This window comes from Sagittula sp. P11, from assembly GCF_002814095.1.
Classification (GTDB): Bacteria; Pseudomonadota; Alphaproteobacteria; order Rhodobacterales; family Rhodobacteraceae; genus Sagittula.
Genome location: NZ_CP021913.1, coordinates 2,003,423 through 2,019,916, shown reverse-complemented (window position 1 = coordinate 2,019,916; position 16,494 = coordinate 2,003,423). Strand labels below are relative to the sequence as shown.

Annotated in this window: 16 protein-coding genes; 11 read left to right on the top strand and 5 right to left on the bottom strand. The window is 67.2% G+C overall.

Going from position 1 to position 16,494, the window contains the following annotated elements:
- Positions 1-17 precede the first annotated feature (17 nt).
- The 6 genes from CDO87_RS09875 (at position 18) to CDO87_RS09850 (ending at position 7,131) form a co-directional block, all read left to right on the top strand.
- The gene (locus CDO87_RS09875; protein ID WP_100928617.1) at positions 18-1,979 is read left to right on the top strand and encodes a response regulator; all 1,962 of its coding nucleotides are present in this window, start codon (positions 18-20) and stop codon (positions 1,977-1,979) included.
- Positions 1,916-3,205 carry a nicotinate phosphoribosyltransferase gene (gene pncB / locus CDO87_RS09870; RefSeq protein ID WP_100928616.1) on the top strand — a complete coding sequence of 430 codons (1,290 nt, stop codon included), beginning with the start codon at positions 1,916-1,918 and terminating at the stop codon, positions 3,203-3,205. Before CDO87_RS09875 ends, pncB begins: the two co-directional genes overlap by 64 nt.
- A gap of 172 nt (positions 3,206-3,377) precedes the next feature.
- Positions 3,378-4,463 carry a histidinol-phosphate transaminase gene (hisC, locus tag CDO87_RS09865; RefSeq protein WP_100928615.1) on the top strand — a complete coding sequence of 362 codons (1,086 nt, stop codon included), beginning with the start codon at positions 3,378-3,380 and terminating at the stop codon, positions 4,461-4,463.
- Positions 4,460-5,380, top strand: coding sequence for a prephenate/arogenate dehydrogenase family protein (locus tag CDO87_RS09860; RefSeq protein ID WP_100928614.1), 921 nt, complete (start codon positions 4,460-4,462; stop codon positions 5,378-5,380). Before hisC ends, CDO87_RS09860 begins: the two co-directional genes overlap by 4 nt.
- Entirely contained in the window at positions 5,377-6,024 is a 648-nt protein-coding gene (locus tag CDO87_RS09855) for an extensin family protein (RefSeq protein WP_100928613.1), read from the top strand. Before CDO87_RS09860 ends, CDO87_RS09855 begins: the two co-directional genes overlap by 4 nt.
- A 564-nt stretch (positions 6,025-6,588) precedes the next feature.
- Positions 6,589-7,131: a hypothetical protein gene (locus CDO87_RS09850; protein WP_100928612.1), complete on the top strand. Its 543-nt coding sequence runs from the start codon at positions 6,589-6,591 to the stop codon at positions 7,129-7,131.
- Positions 7,132-7,401: 270 nt separating this feature from the next.
- On the opposite strand, the gene CDO87_RS09845 is transcribed toward CDO87_RS09850, so the two are convergent.
- Positions 7,402-7,962 (bottom strand): TlpA disulfide reductase family protein, encoded by a 561-nt coding sequence (locus tag CDO87_RS09845; protein WP_100928611.1) that lies wholly within the window; start codon positions 7,960-7,962, stop codon positions 7,402-7,404.
- A 21-nt stretch (positions 7,963-7,983) separates the two neighbouring features.
- Here CDO87_RS09845 and argH point away from each other — a divergent pair, with 21 nt between their 5' ends.
- The 5 genes from argH to CDO87_RS09820 all read left to right on the top strand — a co-directional run bounded on the left by argH (position 7,984) and on the right by CDO87_RS09820 (position 13,912).
- Complete coding sequence (gene argH / locus CDO87_RS09840; protein WP_100928610.1) at positions 7,984-9,375, top strand: argininosuccinate lyase; 1,392 nt, start codon at positions 7,984-7,986, stop codon at positions 9,373-9,375.
- On the top strand, positions 9,372-9,524 hold the full coding sequence (locus tag CDO87_RS09835) for an argininosuccinate lyase (protein WP_100928609.1): 153 nt from the start codon (positions 9,372-9,374) through the stop codon (positions 9,522-9,524). Before argH ends, CDO87_RS09835 begins: the two co-directional genes overlap by 4 nt.
- Complete coding sequence (locus CDO87_RS09830) at positions 9,524-9,835, top strand: DUF2834 domain-containing protein (protein ID WP_100928608.1); 312 nt, start codon at positions 9,524-9,526, stop codon at positions 9,833-9,835. The genes CDO87_RS09835 and CDO87_RS09830 overlap by 1 nt, the downstream gene beginning before the upstream one ends.
- 200 nt (positions 9,836-10,035) lie before the next feature.
- Positions 10,036-11,301 (top strand): diaminopimelate decarboxylase, encoded by a 1,266-nt coding sequence (gene lysA / locus CDO87_RS09825; protein ID WP_100930912.1) that lies wholly within the window; start codon positions 10,036-10,038, stop codon positions 11,299-11,301.
- A gap of 37 nt (positions 11,302-11,338) precedes the next feature.
- Positions 11,339-13,912 (top strand): TIGR02302 family protein, encoded by a 2,574-nt coding sequence (locus tag CDO87_RS09820; protein ID WP_100928607.1) that lies wholly within the window; start codon positions 11,339-11,341, stop codon positions 13,910-13,912.
- A gap of 127 nt (positions 13,913-14,039) precedes the next feature.
- Here CDO87_RS09820 and arfB read toward each other — a convergent pair whose 3' ends face one another.
- The 4 genes from arfB to CDO87_RS09805 all read right to left on the bottom strand — a co-directional run bounded on the left by arfB (position 14,040) and on the right by CDO87_RS09805 (position 16,485).
- Positions 14,040-14,462: an alternative ribosome rescue aminoacyl-tRNA hydrolase ArfB gene (arfB, locus tag CDO87_RS09815; protein WP_100930911.1), complete on the bottom strand. Its 423-nt coding sequence runs from the start codon at positions 14,460-14,462 to the stop codon at positions 14,040-14,042.
- 189 nt (positions 14,463-14,651) lie between these two features.
- Positions 14,652-14,813 (bottom strand): hypothetical protein, encoded by a 162-nt coding sequence (locus CDO87_RS26710; RefSeq protein ID WP_157814961.1) that lies wholly within the window; start codon positions 14,811-14,813, stop codon positions 14,652-14,654.
- Positions 14,814-14,846: 33 nt separating this feature from the next.
- Complete coding sequence (locus CDO87_RS09810; RefSeq protein ID WP_100928606.1) at positions 14,847-15,479, bottom strand: queuosine precursor transporter; 633 nt, start codon at positions 15,477-15,479, stop codon at positions 14,847-14,849.
- A 103-nt stretch (positions 15,480-15,582) separates the two neighbouring features.
- Positions 15,583-16,485 carry an esterase-like activity of phytase family protein gene (locus CDO87_RS09805; RefSeq protein WP_100928605.1) on the bottom strand — a complete coding sequence of 301 codons (903 nt, stop codon included), beginning with the start codon at positions 16,483-16,485 and terminating at the stop codon, positions 15,583-15,585.
- Positions 16,486-16,494: the final 9 nt, after the last annotated feature.

The following is a 16,494-nucleotide window of genomic DNA, read 5'->3' as shown; positions in this document are numbered from 1 at the left end:
GAAAGTGAGATCACCCGATGCCAGAGGCCGCAAAGGTCACGTCTGCCGCCAGGGACCAGTTCGAAGCACGCTACGGTGAGGCGACGCTTCTCATGCGCTATGCACGGGCGCGTGGCAGGCAGTTCTTCCTTCGGCAGGTGCCCACCGTGATCGGGACCGTGGCGGTCTGGTACATCGTTTCGCCGATCGCTGCGCTTTACTGTTTCTTCATCACCATCGCGGGGGAGGCGCTCGACACGCTGGTCCTGCGGCGGACACTGTCCCGGTTGCAGGCCGGGGGATCGGTGCCGCTTGAACGGCGCCTGACGGCAATTTCCGCCGGGGTGCAGTCGGCCACCATCGCCTCCTGCGTGCTGCTGCTTCTGGCCTATGCGCCGAACGATGAGGCGGCTTTGATCGCGCTGTGCTTCCTGATGGCCGCGGCGGTGAACGCCGGTTACGTCATGACGCATCATCCGCTGGCAAGCTGGGTGAAGCTTGGGGTGCTGTCGCTCTGCATCCCGATCTACCTCACGATGGACACGCTGACCGCGGGCGGCTTCGGCCTGGCCCAGCTCATCCACCTGCTCGAAGTGATGATGCTGTCCTACCTGACCTTTGCCTTCGTGGCCTTCGCGGTGCGCAGCTGGCGGCGGCGGCTGAACAACGAGTACATGCTGATGGAAAGCGCCGCGCGGCAGGACGCCACCAATGCCGAGCTGATGACTGCCCAGCGGCAGGCCGAGCAGGCGGCACAGGCCAAGAGCGCCTTCCTCGCGACCATGAGCCACGAAATCCGCACGCCCCTGAACGCGGTGATCGGGATGAGCGACCTGTTGGCGGCCAATGATCTCGATCCGGAAAGCGCGGAGTATGTGCGCACCATCCGCGGCGCGTCCACGTCGCTCTTGCAGATCATCAATGACGTTCTGGATTTCTCGCGGCTCGACGCCGACCAGATGGCCTTCGAGTCGCTGCCATTCGTGCCGTCCGACAGCATCGCCGCAGCGGCGCGCCTGCTGACGCCGCTGGCGTCGGAAAAGGGGTTGTCCATCGTCCTGGCGGACGACGGATCGCTGCCGCTGCGGGCCAGCGCCGACGAAGGGCGGCTGCGGCAGATCCTCGTGAACCTGATCGGCAACGCCATAAAGTTCACTGCCGCGGGCGAGGTCCGGGTGACGGCACGGGCAGCGCCGGACGGCGACGGCTGGCGGCTGACTGTGCTGGTCAGCGACACCGGCATCGGCGTGCCGGCGGACCGGGCGGAGGCGATCTTCGAGGTGTTCCAGCAGGCGGACGCGGCCACGACGCGGCGCTATGGCGGCACCGGACTGGGACTGCCGATCAGCCGCGCGCTGGCACAACGGCTGGGCGGCGACCTGCGTCTGTTGCCGAAGACAGGCGGCACCGGCGCCACCTTCGAACTGACCGTGCACCTGGATCGGGCGGCAGCAGAAACGCCCTCGGTCGCGGCAGGTCTGCATCCCGTCCCGCAGGGCATCACGCGGCCGCTGGTCGTGCTTCTGGCCGACGACAACGAAACCAACCGGATGCTGGTGGAGCAGTTCCTCAAGAAGCAGCCGGTGACCCTGCACGAAGCTTCGAACGGGCGGGAAGCGGTGGAGATTGCCCGGCGGATCCATCCCGACGTGATCCTGATGGACATGGCCATGCCCGAGCTCGACGGGCTCGAGGCCAGCCGCCGTATCCGCAGTACGGACATGCCGCAGCCGCTGATCCTTGCGCTGACCGCCAACGCCTTTGCCTCGGACAGGGCGGCCTGCGAGGCGGCGGGCATGAACGACTTCCTTACGAAACCGGTCCGCAAGGCGGTGCTGATCGCGGCCCTGGCCGATGCCGCCCGGCGGGAGAAACCCCGTTCACAACCCGACGCCGATGCCATATCACGGCAGGGTGAGACGGGAGGGTCGGAAGCTTGGACATCGCCACAAGAGTCTGGAACCACAAGTGGAAAATCGATCCGATCGTCAGGTCGCTGATCGACACGGACTTCTACAAGCTGCTGATGTGCCAGTCGGTGTTTCGCAACCGGCCGGACACGCATGTCACCTTCAGCCTGATCAACCGGACGAAGGATGTGCCCCTTGCGCGGTTGATCGACGAGGGGGAACTGCGCGAACAGCTTGACCACATCCGCTCGCTCTCGCTGACGCGCGGCGAAAGTACATGGCTGCGCGGCAACACCTTCTACGGCAAGCGGCAGATGTTCCGGTCCGACTTCATGGAGTGGTTCGAGAACCTGAAACTGCCGCCTTATCACCTTGAGCGGGTGGGCGATCAGTACGAGCTGACCTTCGAAGGGCAATGGCCGGAAGTCATGCTGTGGGAGATCCCTGCGCTGGCGGTGTTGATGGAACTGCGCGGCCGCGCGGTGCTGCACGACATGGGCCGGTTCGAACTGCAGGTCCTCTATGCCCGGGCGATGACGAAGCTCTGGCAGAAGGTGGAGCGGCTGCGCGAGGTGCCCGGCATCCGCATCGCCGATTTCGGCACGCGGCGGCGGCACAGCTTCCTATGGCAGGACTGGTGTGTGCAGGCGATGCTGGAGGGGCTGGGGTCGAACTTCACCGGGACGTCCAACTGCCTGATCGCCAAGAACCGCGACCTAGAGGCGATCGGCACGAACGCTCACGAACTGCCGATGGTCTACGCGGCGCTGGCGAAGGACGACACGGAACTGGCGCAGGCGCCCTACGATGTGCTTGCGGACTGGCATGAGGAGCACGAGGGCAACCTGCGGATCATCCTGCCCGACACCTACGGCACCGAGGGTTTCCTGAAGCGCGCGCCGGACTGGCTGGCGGGCTGGACCGGCATCCGCATCGACAGCGGCGATCCGGCGACCGGCGCCGAGGTGGCGATCCGCTGGTGGAAGGAACGCGGCGAGGACCCGCGCGACAAGCTGGTGATCTTCTCTGACGGGCTGGATGAGGACCGGATCATCGAGCTGTATCAGCAGTTCAACGGCCGGGTCCGCGTGTCCTTCGGCTGGGGCACTCTGCTGACCAACGACTTCCGCGGACTGGCGCCGGGCGACCGTCTGGCGCCGTTCAGCCTTGTCTGCAAGGCCGTGTCGGCGGAGGGCAATCCGACGGTGAAACTGTCGGACAACCCGAAGAAGGCGATGGGCCCGGCAGACGAGATCGCCCGCTACAAGCGCGTCTTCGGCGTGGGCCAGCAGGAGGCCATGGACGTCGTGGTGTGACCGGACGGGGCCGGCGCTGTTTGCCTGACGGCAAAGGCGCCCCGCCCACCGTCCCGTCAGGCCGCGCGGGGTCAGAACCTGTGCGCCCATGTCACGCTGGTCAGCCTTGCTGAACAAACACTTTTCTTGACCGGTCGACGCGGGTAAGGCTGCCGCGGCGAAGGAGAGCACCATGGCAACGATAGATCCGCAGCCCGGTATCATGGACATTGCGCTGTACGAAGGCGGCAAGGCGAAGGTGGACGGCATCACCAACGTCGTCAAACTCAGCTCTAACGAGAACCCGTTTGGCCCCAGCCCGGCGGTTCAGGACGCGGTGGTGCGCTCCGTGCATGAGCTGCATCGTTATCCGTCGACCGACCATGCCTCTCTCCGGACCGCCATCGGTGAGGTGCACGGCGTCGATCCGGAACGGGTGATCTGCGGCGTGGGTTCTGACGAGATCATCCACTTCCTGTGCCAGGCCTATGCCGGGCCGGGAACCGAGGTGCTGCACACTGTGCACGGCTTCGGCATGTACCGCATCAGCGCACTGGCCGCCGGGGCGACCCCCGTCGAGGTGCCGGAGCGCGACCGCGTGACGGATGTGGACGCCATCCTTGGCGGCTGCACCGACCGCACGCGGCTGGTGTTCATTGCCAATCCCAACAACCCAACCGGCACGATGATCGGCCTGGCCGAGATCGAGCGTCTGGCCGAGGGCCTGCCCGACCAGTGCCTTCTGGTGCTGGACGGGGCGTATGCCGATTACGTCGAAGGCTATGACGGTGGCGCGCGGCTGGTGGAGCAGCGCGAGAACGTGGTGATGACGCGGACATTCTCGAAGCTCTACGGGCTGGGCGGGATGCGGGTCGGCTGGGGCTATGGGCCGAAGGCCGTGATCGACGTGCTGAACCGGGTGCGCGGGCCATTCAACCTGTCGAACACCGCGCTGGCCGCGGCCGAGGCCGCCGTGCGCGACACCGCATGGGCCGAGAAGTGCCGCAATGACAACACCCGCCTGCGGATGATCCTGTCGGAGGCGCTGGCGGAGCATGGCGTGCCGTCCGACACCTCGACGGCGAACTTCGTGCTGGCACGCTTTGCCGACAAGGAAGAGGCCGACGCCTGCGATCTCTACCTGCAATCGCAGGGGCTGATCGTGCGCAAGGTCGGGGGGTACAAGCTGCCGAACTGCCTGCGCATCACCGTCGGCGACGAACCTTCGGTGCGGCGCGTCGCCTTCTGCATCGGTCAGTTCAAGGCCGGCGCGCGATGAGCGAGCACTACGGGAAGGTCGCGCTGATCGGCCTGGGGCTGATTGCAAGCTCCATGGCCTGGGCGATGAAACGGGCGGGCATGACGACGGAGATCCGGGGCTATGCCCGCTCTGCCGAAACGCGGGAGACGGCGCGCCGGCTTGGGTTCTGCAATGTCGTGTGTGACAGCGCCGAGGAGGCCGTAGCGGACGCCGACCTGATCGTGCTGGCGACGCCTGTGGGCGTGATGGGCCACGTGGCAGAGGCCATCGCACCGCATCTGAAACCCGGGGCGACCGTGACGGACGTGGGATCGGTGAAGCGGACCGTGATCGCGGAAGTCTCTCCGCATCTGCCCGACAGCGTGCACTTCGTCCCAGGCCACCCCATGGCCGGGACGGAGCATTCGGGGCCGGACGCGGGCTTTGCCAGCCTGTTCGACAACCGCTGGTGCCTGATCGTTCCGGTGGAAACGGCGCCGGAAGACGCGGTGGCCCGGCTGGAGCAGTACTGGCAGGCGCTGGGCGCCAACACCGAACGCATGGACCCGGAGCACCATGACCTCGTCTGTGCCGTGGTCAGCCACATACCGCACCTGATCGCCTACACGATGGTGGGCGTTGCCGACGACCTGAGCCGCGTGTCGGACCAGGAAGTCATCAAGTTTTCCGCCGCCGGTTTCCGGGATTTTACGCGGATCGCGGCCTCTGACCCGACCATGTGGCGGGACGTGTTCCTGACCAACAAGGGGGCGACGCTGGAGATCCTCGGGCGCTTTACCGAGGAGCTCTTTGCGTTGCAGCGGGCGATCAGGACGGGCGACGGTGAGCAGCTTCACGCCTATTTCACCCGCACCCGGGCCATTCGGCGTGGCATTCTGCAGGCAGGTCAGGATACTGATAAACCAGACTTTGGCCGGATCGAGGTGAAGCGTTGAAGCGCATCGTTGTTCTGTTCGTACTGCTTGGGCTCGCCGGATGCGGCGGTGGCCGGGTCGATCGCGGACTGGACAAGGCGGCAGGCGCGGCGCGGGTGGCCTTCGCCGCAATCGGGATCGAGGGCGACATGGTCTGCGGCGACCCGGCCCTGATCGGCGAAAAGATCGGCCCGGTCTCTGGCAACGGCGCCTGCGGGATCGAAGACGCGGTCCTGTTGCGCGGGGTCGACGGCGTTGCCCTCAGCACCCCGGCGACGATCCAGTGCTCGACCGCCAAGGCCTTGAAGACATGGGTGAACTCAGGCGCGCGCAAGGCCGTGGGCAAGCGCGGCGGCGGTGTGGCAGAGCTGAAGGTCGCGGCCTCCTATGCCTGCCGGACGCGCAATCACCAGCGCGGCGCGAAGCTGTCGGAGCATTCCAAGGGCAATGCCATCGACATCGCGGCGGTGCTGCTGAAGGACGGCAGCGAGATCTCCGTTCTGCACCACTGGGGCCATGGCAAGGACGGCGCGATGCTGGAGAAGATGCACTCTGCCGCCTGCGGTCCGTTCGGCACGGTGCTGGGTCCGAGGTCCGACCGTTTCCACCGGGACCACTTCCATTTCGACGTTGCGGGCTACCGCAGCGGGCCTTATTGCAAGTAAACCGTTGCTGACCGGACGGCCGGGTTAACCCGCCGCGCGTTGTGGTTGACGGCGCGGACGTTGCCCGGATGCGGTGTCCTCATCTGTGGTCCGGTCCGAAGGTCAACCGATCTTCATGTTCGATGAACGCGCATTAAGGTGCGAACCGGCCGGTTGGACCCCGATTCCCGGCCGGTTGTTAACTTCTTCGTCCGGGCAGACGCGCCAGGATGGATGACGTTGCGTCAGAATTGGTAAACGCGCCGAAGACGTCCGCGAAATGCGGCAAAGTCTGCCACATTCTGCCTTATTTGACCGGCGCGAATCGAAGCCCGTACCCGAGAGGTGCTTGTTCGCACAACAATCGCCTGTTGTCCGCGCAACGAAAGGCGATGCAAAAGGGTAGAAGGGTCTCTTTTGAGAGGTCATTGTGGGGAACTTCGGAAACGGTGCTCTCCGGCCCCATGTGATTGTTCCGGCTCGGTTTCCAATCGGTCGATTGTGACTAATGGCAGTTGCAGGCCGCCCCGATTTCGCCCAGATTTATTCTGTCGGTGGGGGCCGGCTGACCACGGAGCTGCATCCATGCGCGCACTGACGCTCGTCCTCGCCCTGTTATTCACGGCAAACACGGTGCACGCGGATATCGCGTGGCAGGTCGACCGCTTCGGCCCCGGGTCCCTCATGGTGATGAAGGACCGCAGCGGCGCGATGACCCATGTCGCCCGTGGCACCGAAGGCAACCTCCACGTGTTCGACGTTTATGATGGCACCGGCGGCTCCGCGGATTTCGTCGGGCGCTACAAGACCACGGCGCGCGGCGACGTGGTGGAGACCGTGGCCTTCGACGGCGCCGTGACCCGCTTTGTGCCGAACCGCTGCAACCGCACCGAGGGCACCTGCCGCTTTACCATGATCCACCCCGACGGCTTTGCCGAGCCGCGCACCCGTGTCACCCGGGCCACCCGCGCGGGCCTGCGTTACCGGGAGTTCGGGCTGGACGGGCTGATGGCGGAAGGCGCGCTGGAGCTGGACGGGAACGGCGCGGCGAAGGCCGGCTGGACCACGGATGCGCCGAACGAGGAGCGCAAGCTGCGCGTGCGGCGGGTGCTGGTCGCGCTGAAATAACCCGAAGTTACTCTCTCTCTCTCTCTCTCTCTTTATGAAACACCTGCGCCCCGTCCGGAACTCCGGGCGGGGTTTTCGATTGCGGGAAAGGTGTCGGGGATGTCCGGTGATCCGAATGTCGCGCTGCGCGCGGCTGGTTCAGCCGCCGCCCTGCCGGGCAGCGGCCGTTTTCAGGTATTTGGACCAAGATGAAGGCAGGGGCCGGCGCTGAGGGTGCCGGCTGTTCGGGCGGTGGCTGCGCTGGTGACTGGGCCGGTAACCGGGCCGCGCTCAGCCTGTGCCGCCCATGAGGGCCGCAAGAAGGGTCTTTGCGTGCTCGCCGGACCAGTCGGCATCGCCGGTGAGGCGGGCGACCTCCTGTCCTTCGGGGTTCAGGACGACCGTGACCGGCAGGCCGAGGACGCCCATCTGCCGGGCCAGCATGGATTGCGGGTCGCGGTGCAGCGGCAGGTTGGTGACGCCGATTTCCTCGAAGAAGCCCTCGATCTTGGCGGGGGGATTGCGGGAGGTGGCGATGGTCACGACCTCGAAGCTGTCGCCGCCGAGCTCGGACTGGAGTTGGCTGAGCATCGGCATCTCGTGCCGGCAGGGGGCGCACCAGGTGGCCCAGAAGTTCACCAGCACCCATTTGCCCTGCCAGTCGGAGAGGTTCAGGGGCGCTTCGTCGAAGGTCATGAAGTCGACGGTGCCCGCCTCCTTCGGGCTGTCGTGGAAGACCATCTTCTTCATGTCGCCGGTGGCGGCGGCCTTCGCGGCGTCGACGTCGGCCAGCGACGGATTTGCCAGCGCCGTGAGGGCGGTATAGAGAGCCGCGAGAGCGAAACGTTTCATAGATCCTCCGAAAGGCATGTCATGACGGACAAGACCTCGAACCAGATGTGGGGCGGCCGCTTTGCCGCCGGGCCGGATGCCATCATGGAGGCGATCAACGCCTCCATCGGGTTCGACCAGCGGCTCGCGGCGCAGGATGTCGCCGGTTCGAGGGCCCATGCCGCCATGTTGGCCGCGCAGGGCATCATAAGTGATAGCGACGCGGAGGCGATCCGGGAAGGATTGCTCACGGTTTTGTCAGAGATCGAGTCCGGCCGCTTCGTGTTTTCCACCGCGCTGGAGGACATCCACATGAACGTGGAGGCGCGGCTGAAGGAGATCGTGGGCGAACCGGCGGGGCGGCTGCACACGGCGCGTTCGCGCAACGACCAGGTGGCGGTGGATTTCCGGCTGTGGGTGCGCGATCAGCTGGATGCGGCGGAGAGCGGGCTGCTGGCGCTGATGCGGGCGCTGGTGGGCCAGGCGGAGGCCGGGGCGGATTGGGTCATGCCGGGGTTCACGCACCTGCAGACCGCGCAGCCGGTGACCTGGGGGCATCACATGATGGCCTATGTCGAGATGTTCGGACGGGACCTGGGCCGGGTGCGCGATGCGCGGGTGCGGATGAACGAGTCGCCGCTGGGGGCCGCGGCGCTGGCGGGGACGGGTTTCCCCATCGACCGGCACGCGACGGCAGAGGCGCTGGGGTTCGACCGGCCGATGGCCAATTCGCTGGACGCGGTGAGCGCGCGGGATTTCGCGCTGGAGTTCCTGTCGGTGGCGTCGATCTCGGCCATGCATTTGTCGCGCTTTGCCGAGGAGCTGGTGATCTGGTCGTCGGCGCAGTTCCGGTTTGTCACCCTGTCGGACCGGTTCTCGACCGGGTCGTCGATCATGCCGCAGAAGAAGAACCCCGATGCGGCGGAGCTGATCCGTGCGAAGATCGGGCGGATCTTCGGGGCGAACGTGGCGCTGATGATGGTGATGAAGGGGCTGCCCTTGGCCTATTCCAAGGACATGCAGGAGGACAAGGAGCAGGTCTTCGACGCCGCCGACAACTGGATGCTGGCGCTGGCGGCGATGGAGGGCATGGTCCGCGACATGAGCGCGAATGTCCCGGCGCTGGAGACGGCGGCGGCGAGCGGGTTCTCGACCGCGACGGACCTGGCGGACTGGCTGGTGCGGGAGACCGGGCTGCCGTTCCGCGACGCGCATCACGTCACCGGCGCGCTGGTGGCGAAGGCCGAGGCGCAGGGCTGCGACCTGCCGGACCTCTCGCTGGAGGAGATGCAGGCGGTGCATGGCAAGATCGACGCATCCGTGTACGATGTGCTGGGCGTGCACAATTCGGTCCGGTCGCGGATGAGCTACGGCGGGACCGCGCCGGAGCAGGTGCGCGCGCAGGTGGCGGCATGGAAGGAGCGTTTGGCATGAAGTTTCGCGTGATGCTGGTGGTGGCGCTGGTGGCGCTTGCGGGCTGCGGCGCCGACGGCGATCCGATCCCGCCGGAGAAGGATGAACCTGCGGGGCCGGGGCTGAGTTTCAAGGTCAACGGCAAGGTCGAGATGGGGATCACGGGCTGATGCTGCGCGTGCTCTGGCTGGTGCTGGCGGTCTGGGGCGCGGTGCATCCGATGTACTGGTTCGTCAGTTTCCTTGCCGCCAACGGCTGGGACCTGGGCGCGATGATCGACGCCTGGTACGTGAACGATTCGACGCGCGGCCTGACCTGGGACCTGACGATCGCGGCGGTGGTGCTGACCGTCTGGGTGCTGGCGGAGGTGTCCGTGCGGCGCAACTGGGAGGCGCTGCTGGCGATCCCGGCGACCTTCCTGATCGGGGTGAGCTGCGGTTTTCCGCTGTACCTGTGGTTCCGGTCGCGGCCCGTGGCCTGAGGCATGAGGGGCGCGCTGGCGCGCGCGCCCGATATCTCGTCGGCGGCCTGCGGCCTTCTCCTCGGGTTGCCTCCGGCGGAGGTATTTCTGCCAAGCTGAAGGGGGGCGCCGGGACCGGTCCTTGCCTTGGCGGCATGTGGGGGCTGGTTCCTGCCCGCGGGCTGCGCTAAAGCGGCCCCGTTTGCATGGAGGGCGGCGCCTTGGATCATTTCCTGTATCGCGACGGTGAGTTGTTTGCCGAGGACGTGCCCGTCGCGGAGATCGCGCGGGCGGTGGAGACGCCGTTCTACCTGTACTCCCACGCGACGCTGGTGCGGCATTTCCGGCTGTTCGACGAGGCGCTGTCCTGGGGACCGCACATGGTGTGCTACGCCGTGAAGGCCGCCTCGAACCAGGCGATCCTGACGGCGCTGGCCGCCGAGGGCGCGGGCATGGACGTGGTGTCCGGCGGGGAATACGCGCGGGCCAAGGCCGCCGGCGTGCCGGGAGACCGGATCGTGTTTTCCGGCGTGGGCAAGACGCGCGGCGAGATCCGCGCGGCGCTGGAAGGCGGCATCCGGCAGTTCAACGTCGAGAGCGAGCCGGAGATGCAGGTGATTTCCGAGGTCGCCTCGTCGATGGGCGTCGTGGCGCCCATCGCGGTACGGGTGAACCCGGACGTCGATGCAAAGACCCATGCGAAGATCGCCACCGGCAAGAGCGAGAACAAGTTCGGCATCCCCATCGCGCGGGCGAAGGAGGTCTATGCCGAGGCGGCGGCCCTGCCGGGGCTGAAGGTCGTGGGCATCGACGTGCACATCGGGTCGCAGCTGACGCAGCTCGAACCGTTCGAGATGGCCTATCGCAAGGTCGCGGAGCTGACGGAAGTTCTGCGCGCCGAGGGGCATACCATCGAGCGGCTGGATCTTGGCGGCGGACTGGGCATCCCCTACGCGCGGTCGAACGAGGCGCCGCCGCTTCCCACGGATTACGGCGCGATGGTGCAGCGCACGGTCGGGCACCTGGGCGTCGAGGTGGAGATCGAGCCGGGGCGGCTGATCGCGGGGAACGCGGGCATCCTCGTCAGCCGGGTGATCTACGTGAAGAACGGCGAGGGGCGGGATTTCCTGATCCTCGACGCGGCGATGAACGACCTGATCCGGCCCGCCATGTACGACGCCTATCACGACATCGTGCCGGTGATCGAGTCGGAGGCCGGGGTGGAGCAGGTGGCCTACGACGTGGTCGGGCCGGTCTGCGAGACGGGCGACACCTTTGCCAAGGGGCGGACCATGCCGCCGCTGGCCTCCGGCGACCTCGTGGCGTTCCGGTCGGCGGGCGCCTATGGCGCGGTGATGTCGAGCGAATACAACACCCGTCCGCTGGTGCCCGAAATCATGGCAAAGGGCGATCAATTCGCTGTCATCCGGGCGCGGCCGAGCTTTGACGACATGATAAATCGCGATACTGTTCCTGAATGGTTGTGAGCTATCCTGCGCGCAGCCGACCCTTTGGAGGCGCGTTATGGCTCGACCTGAACCGCAACACACCCCCGTCACAGGACTGATCCGCTGGCCGCTGCGCCTGACCCGTCTGGGCATGGTGGCGGAAGCGATCACCCGTGCGTTCTGGCCGCTGTGGTCCGTGGTCTTCGTCGCGCTGGCATTGCTGATGCTGGGCCTGCAGGACGAGGTGGCGACGGAATGGGTCTGGGCCGCGGGCGCGGTGCTGGCCCTTGGCGGTGTGGCGGCGCTGGTGTTCGGGGTCCGGCGGATGCGCTGGCCGTCCGAGGGGGCGGCGCTGCTGCGGCTGGACCAGACGCTGAAGGGCAACCCGATCCAGGCCTCGCTCGACCGGCAGGCGGTGGGCGCGGGCGACGCGGCCTCTCTGGCGGTGTGGCGCGCGCACCAGGCGCGGATGCGGGCGCGGCTGGCAGAGGCGCGCGCGGTGGAGCCGGACCTGCGCGTGTCACGGGCCGATCCCTTCGCGTTGCGCTACGTGGCGGTGCTGTTCCTGTCGGTGGCGCTGCTGTTCGGGTCCTTCGGGCGCGTGCAGTCGGTCACCAACATGGGGATCGGCAACGGCACGGCGATGCAGGGGCCGGCGTGGGAAGGCTGGATGCAGCCGCCCGCTTACACCCGTCTGCCGTCCGTCTACCTCAACGACATCACCGACCCGGAGATCCAGGCGCCCGAGGGGGCGATGATCACGCTCAGGATGTATGGCGAGGTCGGATCGCTGACGGTCGAGGAGACGGTCTCGGGCCGGACCCTGACCGACGAGGAGGCGCAGGACACGGCGCAGGATTTCGAGGTCGCCACCTCCGGGCGCGTGGCGCTGGACGGACCCGGCGGGCGCGAGTGGCAGGTGGCGATGATCCCCGACGCCGGGCCCGCGGTGCGACGCGACGGCGACATCGAGGTGAGCTACGAGGGCGAGGCGCAGATCCCCTTCACCGCGGAGGACGACCATGGTGTCGTGATGGGCCGGGCGCGGATCGTGCTGGACCTGGCGGAGGTCGACCGGCGCTATGGCCGCGCGATCGAGCCGGAGGCGCGCGAGCAGATCGAGGTGCCGCTGCCGATGCCGGTGGCGGGCGACCGGACCTCCTTGACCGAGCCGCTGGTGGCGAATTTCTCGCTGCACCCCTGGGCGAACCTGCCGGTCAGGCTGGAGCTGGAGGTTGAGGATGCGCGCGGCCAGACGGCGCTGTCGGAGCCGGAGGCGATCACCTTGCCGGGGCGCCGGTTCTTCGACCCCGTCGCGGCGGCGCTGATCGAGGAGCGGCAGGCGCTGCTGTGGAACCGCGAGAACGCGGGCTACACGGCGCAGATCCTGCGGGCGATCCTGAACCGGCCCGAGGACCTGTTCCGCAAGCAGGTGCAGGCCGAGCAGCTGAAGCAGATCCTGAACCGGATCGAGGCGCAGGCGATGATCGGCATGACCGACACGGCGCAGGAAGAGATCACGCAGGCGCTCTGGGATCTGGCGATCGAGCTGGAGGAAGGCGACCTGGAGGATGCGCGGCAGCGGATGCAGCGGGCGCAGGAGCGTCTGGAAGAGGCGATGAAGAACGGCGCCTCGGACCAGGAGATCGCCGAGCTGATGCAGGAGCTGCGCGAGGCGACCCGCGATTACATGCGGCAACTGGCGCAGCAGCAGGCGCGCGAGGGGAACCAGGGCCAGCAGCAGCAGATGGATCCGTCCCAGATGATGGAGATGACGCAGGATGACATCCAGCGCATGATGGACCGGATCCAGGAGCTGATGGAGGAAGGCCGGATGGCCGAGGCGCAGGAAGCCATGCGCCAGCTTCAGGAAATGCTGGAGAACATGCAGATGACCCAGGGCCAGGGGCAGGGCCAGTCCCCGGGCGAGCAGGCCATGGAGGGCCTGTCGGAGACGCTGCGCGACCAGCAGGAGCTGTCGGACGAGGCGTTCCGCGAACTGAACCAGGGTCAGCAGGGCCAACAGGGTCAGCAAGGCCAGCAGCAGGGGCAACAGGGCCAAGGCCAGCAGGGTCAGGGCCAGCCCGGAGAGCAGCAAGGGCAGGGCCAGGGCCAGCAGCAGGGCGAGAACGGCCAGGGCGGCCAGCAGTCGCTGGAAGAAGGGTTGGCCGAACGGCAGCGCGCCCTGCGCGACGAGCTGAACCGCCAGCGGTCGAACCTGCCGGGGCAGGGCTCTGAAGCGGGTGAAGAGGCCGGACGCGCGCTGGAGCGGGCCGAAGGCGCCATGGACGGTGCGGAACGCGCGCTGCGCGAGGGCGAGCTGGGCGAGGCCATCGACCAGCAGAGCCAGGCGATGGAAGCGCTGCGCGAGGGTCTGCGGAGCCTTGGCGAGGCCATGGCCGAACAGCAGAACCAGCGGTCCGGCGAGCAGGGCTTTGCCGAGGGCGGCGACCCGCAGGAACAGCAGGACCCGCTCGGGCGGAACTCCGGCACCACGGGCCGGGTCGGCACCGACGAGGGCCTGTTGCAGGGCGAGGATGTGTATCGCCGCGCCGAGGAACTGCTGGGCGAGCTGCGCAAGCGGTCGGGCGAGACGGAGCGTCCGCAGGTGGAACGCGACTACCTCGAACGGCTGCTGGACCGCTTCTGATCCGAGGTGACCGGGCGGTGCGTGCGGACGCGCGCGCTGCCTGTCTCGTCGGCGGCCTTCGGCCTTCTCCTCGGGGTGCAGCGGGCGATTACCGGAAGGCGAAAGGCCCCGGGCCGGTGCGGTGCCGTCAGTTCTCGGGATCGACCCTGCCGCGCAGGGCCTTCACGTCGCCGCGCTGCTTCTTTGCGGCGAGGCGGCGTTTCTTGCTGCCCAGCGTGGGTTTCGTCGGGATGCGGCGTTTGGGTTTGCGCGTGGCTTCGAGGATCAGCTCGGCCAGACGGTCGCGGGCGATCTCGCGGTTGCGGGCCTGACTGCGGGTCTCGTCGACTTGCAGCACGACCGCACCCTCCTTTGTCCAGCGGCGGCCGGCAAGACGGCGCAGGCGCGCCTTCACCGGGCCGGGCAGGTTGGGGGAGCGGTCCGCCTCGAACCGCAGTTCGACGGCGGTCGAGACCTTGTTGACGTTCTGGCCGCCGGGGCCGGAGGAGCGGATGAACTGTTCGGTCAGTTCCCAGTCCTCGATGGTGATCTGGTCGGTGATGCGCAGCATGGCAGGAAGCATAGGGCAGAGGTCACAATCTAAAAGGGCCGCCTGCGTTAAGGCGACCCTTCGAGAATTACGGAGGCGGGGCCGGTTAGGCTTTGCCAACTCGGGGAAATGTTACCCCAGGGATTGCCCTAGGTTGCCTTTCCTCGAACTGTTCCGACACCTCTCTCCAATGCTTCTCTAGACACTGGATCACCTCCTTTCAGCTGTTTCAAACGCTTGCTCAGGCGTGGTGCGGTTCAGGCTCTGCTCGTCCGCCTCACGCAAGATGATGGTGGCATGGGATATCCTCACCACAAAGTCTTTTTTGCAATCGCGGTGCATTTTTGGTGACCGTGCTGCATCAAGCAGCACGGCCCCTTTATCCACAGGGTCTTCGGGGGTGCGTCAGGCGGGCTGCGTGACCCGGGTGACGATCATCCGGAAGGGGATCAGCGCGATCAGCGCGAGGGTCAGTTTCACCAGCCAGTCGGCCACGCCGAGCGACACCCAGAGCGGCACCACCGGACCGGCACCCAAGAGGGGCAGCGTCTCGTTCGCCCAGGACACGTCGTTGCCCGGCTCGATGAAGGTGAGCGCGCCGGAGAAGGCGACGGTGAAGAAGATCGCGGTGTCGAGCGAGGAGCCCACCAGCGTCGACGCCAGCGGCGCGCGCCACCAGCGGCCTTCGCGCAGGCGGTCGAAGATCGCCACGTCCATGAGCTGAGCCGTCAGGAAGGCGAGGCCGGAGGCGATGGCGATCCGCAGCGTCACCGCCGGGTAGGTGTAGCCGTCGCCCTGCAGCATGATCTGCGTGCCGATCAGCGAGCAGATCACGCCCACGACGAAGCCCGCGAAGACCACCTTGCGGGCGGGTCCAGCGCCGTAGATGCGGTTCATCAGGTCGGTGACGAGGAAGGCCAGCGGGTAGGTGAAGGCCCCCCATGTCAGCCACTGGCCGAACAGGAACTGGACGAGGATGTTGGAGGCCAGCACGATGGCGGCCATGGCAAGGATGCCGGGAAGGTAGGCGCGGTTCATTGTGATACCCGTTTTTGACAAGGTTGCGGGGACTTGTTCCGGTCAGGGCCGGACCGGGGGCGTATAGGCCCGCGCGGCGAGTCTGGCAAGGGAAAAGCCGGGGTCAGTGGGTGACCCGGTACTCCACGAACTCGGTGCGCTGAAAGCCGTTGAAGTTGTTGTCGGAGACCATCGTCAGCCGGATCGTGCCGGTGGTGTCGCGCCAGACGGAGAGACCTTCGAGGTTGCCGTGGACCAGCGAATGCGTGGCCAGCAGGGTTTCGTCGTGGGTCACGTGGTCACCCTGCAGTGTCAGACGCCGCACGCGGGACCGGAAGGCGATGCCGCTGAATTCGCGTTCGAGCAGGTAGAGCGCGCCGTCGGGGCCGAAGTCGGCGCCCACGGGCAGGAAGTTGCCGCGGCGCAGGATGGTGAACGGCTGGCTCCAGTCCCCGGTGCGCGGATCGTAGCGGAAGACGGGGAAGGGCCGGGTGAGCTTGCCGGAGCGTTCGGGCAGGGTATAAAGCCGCCCGCTGTCGTCGATTGCCAGCGTTTCGAGGCTGGAATTGGCCTGCATCTTGGGGAAGGTCCTGCGGTCCGAGAGGGGCTGTGTCGGACCCTCGGGCGGGAAGGCCCAGACGCGGTGGTGCGCCTCGAACGAGACGTAGGCGGTGCCGTCCGGTCCAAGGGCGAGCCCCTCGGAATCGGCCATGGCGTCGACCACGGGCTGTCCTTCTAGGTCGCGCAGGGGATCGGCGGAGGTGACGGTGGCCGCCACCAGCCGGCCGTCGTCCGCGCGGCGGAAGGTGCCGCGCAGGATCATGCCGCGGTCGGTGATCGTGGTGAACGCGGTGCCGTCATCCGACACCTCGAGGCCGGAGAAGCCGCCCTGGTGATGCTCTCGCTCATGCCAGAGCAGGCTGCCCGTGTATTTCGCGTGGGCGGTGGGCGTTGCCGCCATGGCCCAGCCGATGGCGAGCGCAAGGCCCGCCACCGCGGTCGCGCCGCGCAGGAATGTCATGCGCATGGCGGGCCT

Bases quoted from the DNA above. Each gene is read 5' to 3' on its own strand.
- CDO87_RS09860 (WP_100928614.1), top strand. From the start codon at position 4,460: ATGAGCGAGCACTACGGGAAGGTCGCGCTGATCGGCCTGGGGCTGATT.
- hisC (WP_100928615.1), top strand. From the start codon at position 3,378: ATGGCAACGATAGATCCGCAGCCCGGTATCATGGACATTGCGCTGTAC.
- CDO87_RS09830 (WP_100928608.1), top strand. From the start codon at position 9,524: ATGCTGCGCGTGCTCTGGCTGGTGCTGGCGGTCTGGGGCGCGGTGCAT.
- CDO87_RS09805 (WP_100928605.1), bottom strand. From the start codon at position 16,485: ATGCGCATGACATTCCTGCGCGGCGCGACCGCGGTGGCGGGCCTTGCG.
- argH (WP_100928610.1), top strand. From the start codon at position 7,984: ATGACGGACAAGACCTCGAACCAGATGTGGGGCGGCCGCTTTGCCGCC.
- CDO87_RS09835 (WP_100928609.1), top strand. From the start codon at position 9,372: ATGAAGTTTCGCGTGATGCTGGTGGTGGCGCTGGTGGCGCTTGCGGGC.
- CDO87_RS09810 (WP_100928606.1), bottom strand. From the start codon at position 15,479: ATGAACCGCGCCTACCTTCCCGGCATCCTTGCCATGGCCGCCATCGTG.
- CDO87_RS09845 (WP_100928611.1), bottom strand. From the start codon at position 7,962: ATGAAACGTTTCGCTCTCGCGGCTCTCTATACCGCCCTCACGGCGCTG.
- arfB (WP_100930911.1), bottom strand. From the start codon at position 14,462: ATGCTGCGCATCACCGACCAGATCACCATCGAGGACTGGGAACTGACC.
- CDO87_RS09850 (WP_100928612.1), top strand. From the start codon at position 6,589: ATGCGCGCACTGACGCTCGTCCTCGCCCTGTTATTCACGGCAAACACG.
- CDO87_RS09875 (WP_100928617.1), top strand. From the start codon at position 18: ATGCCAGAGGCCGCAAAGGTCACGTCTGCCGCCAGGGACCAGTTCGAA.
- CDO87_RS09820 (WP_100928607.1), top strand. From the start codon at position 11,339: ATGGCTCGACCTGAACCGCAACACACCCCCGTCACAGGACTGATCCGC.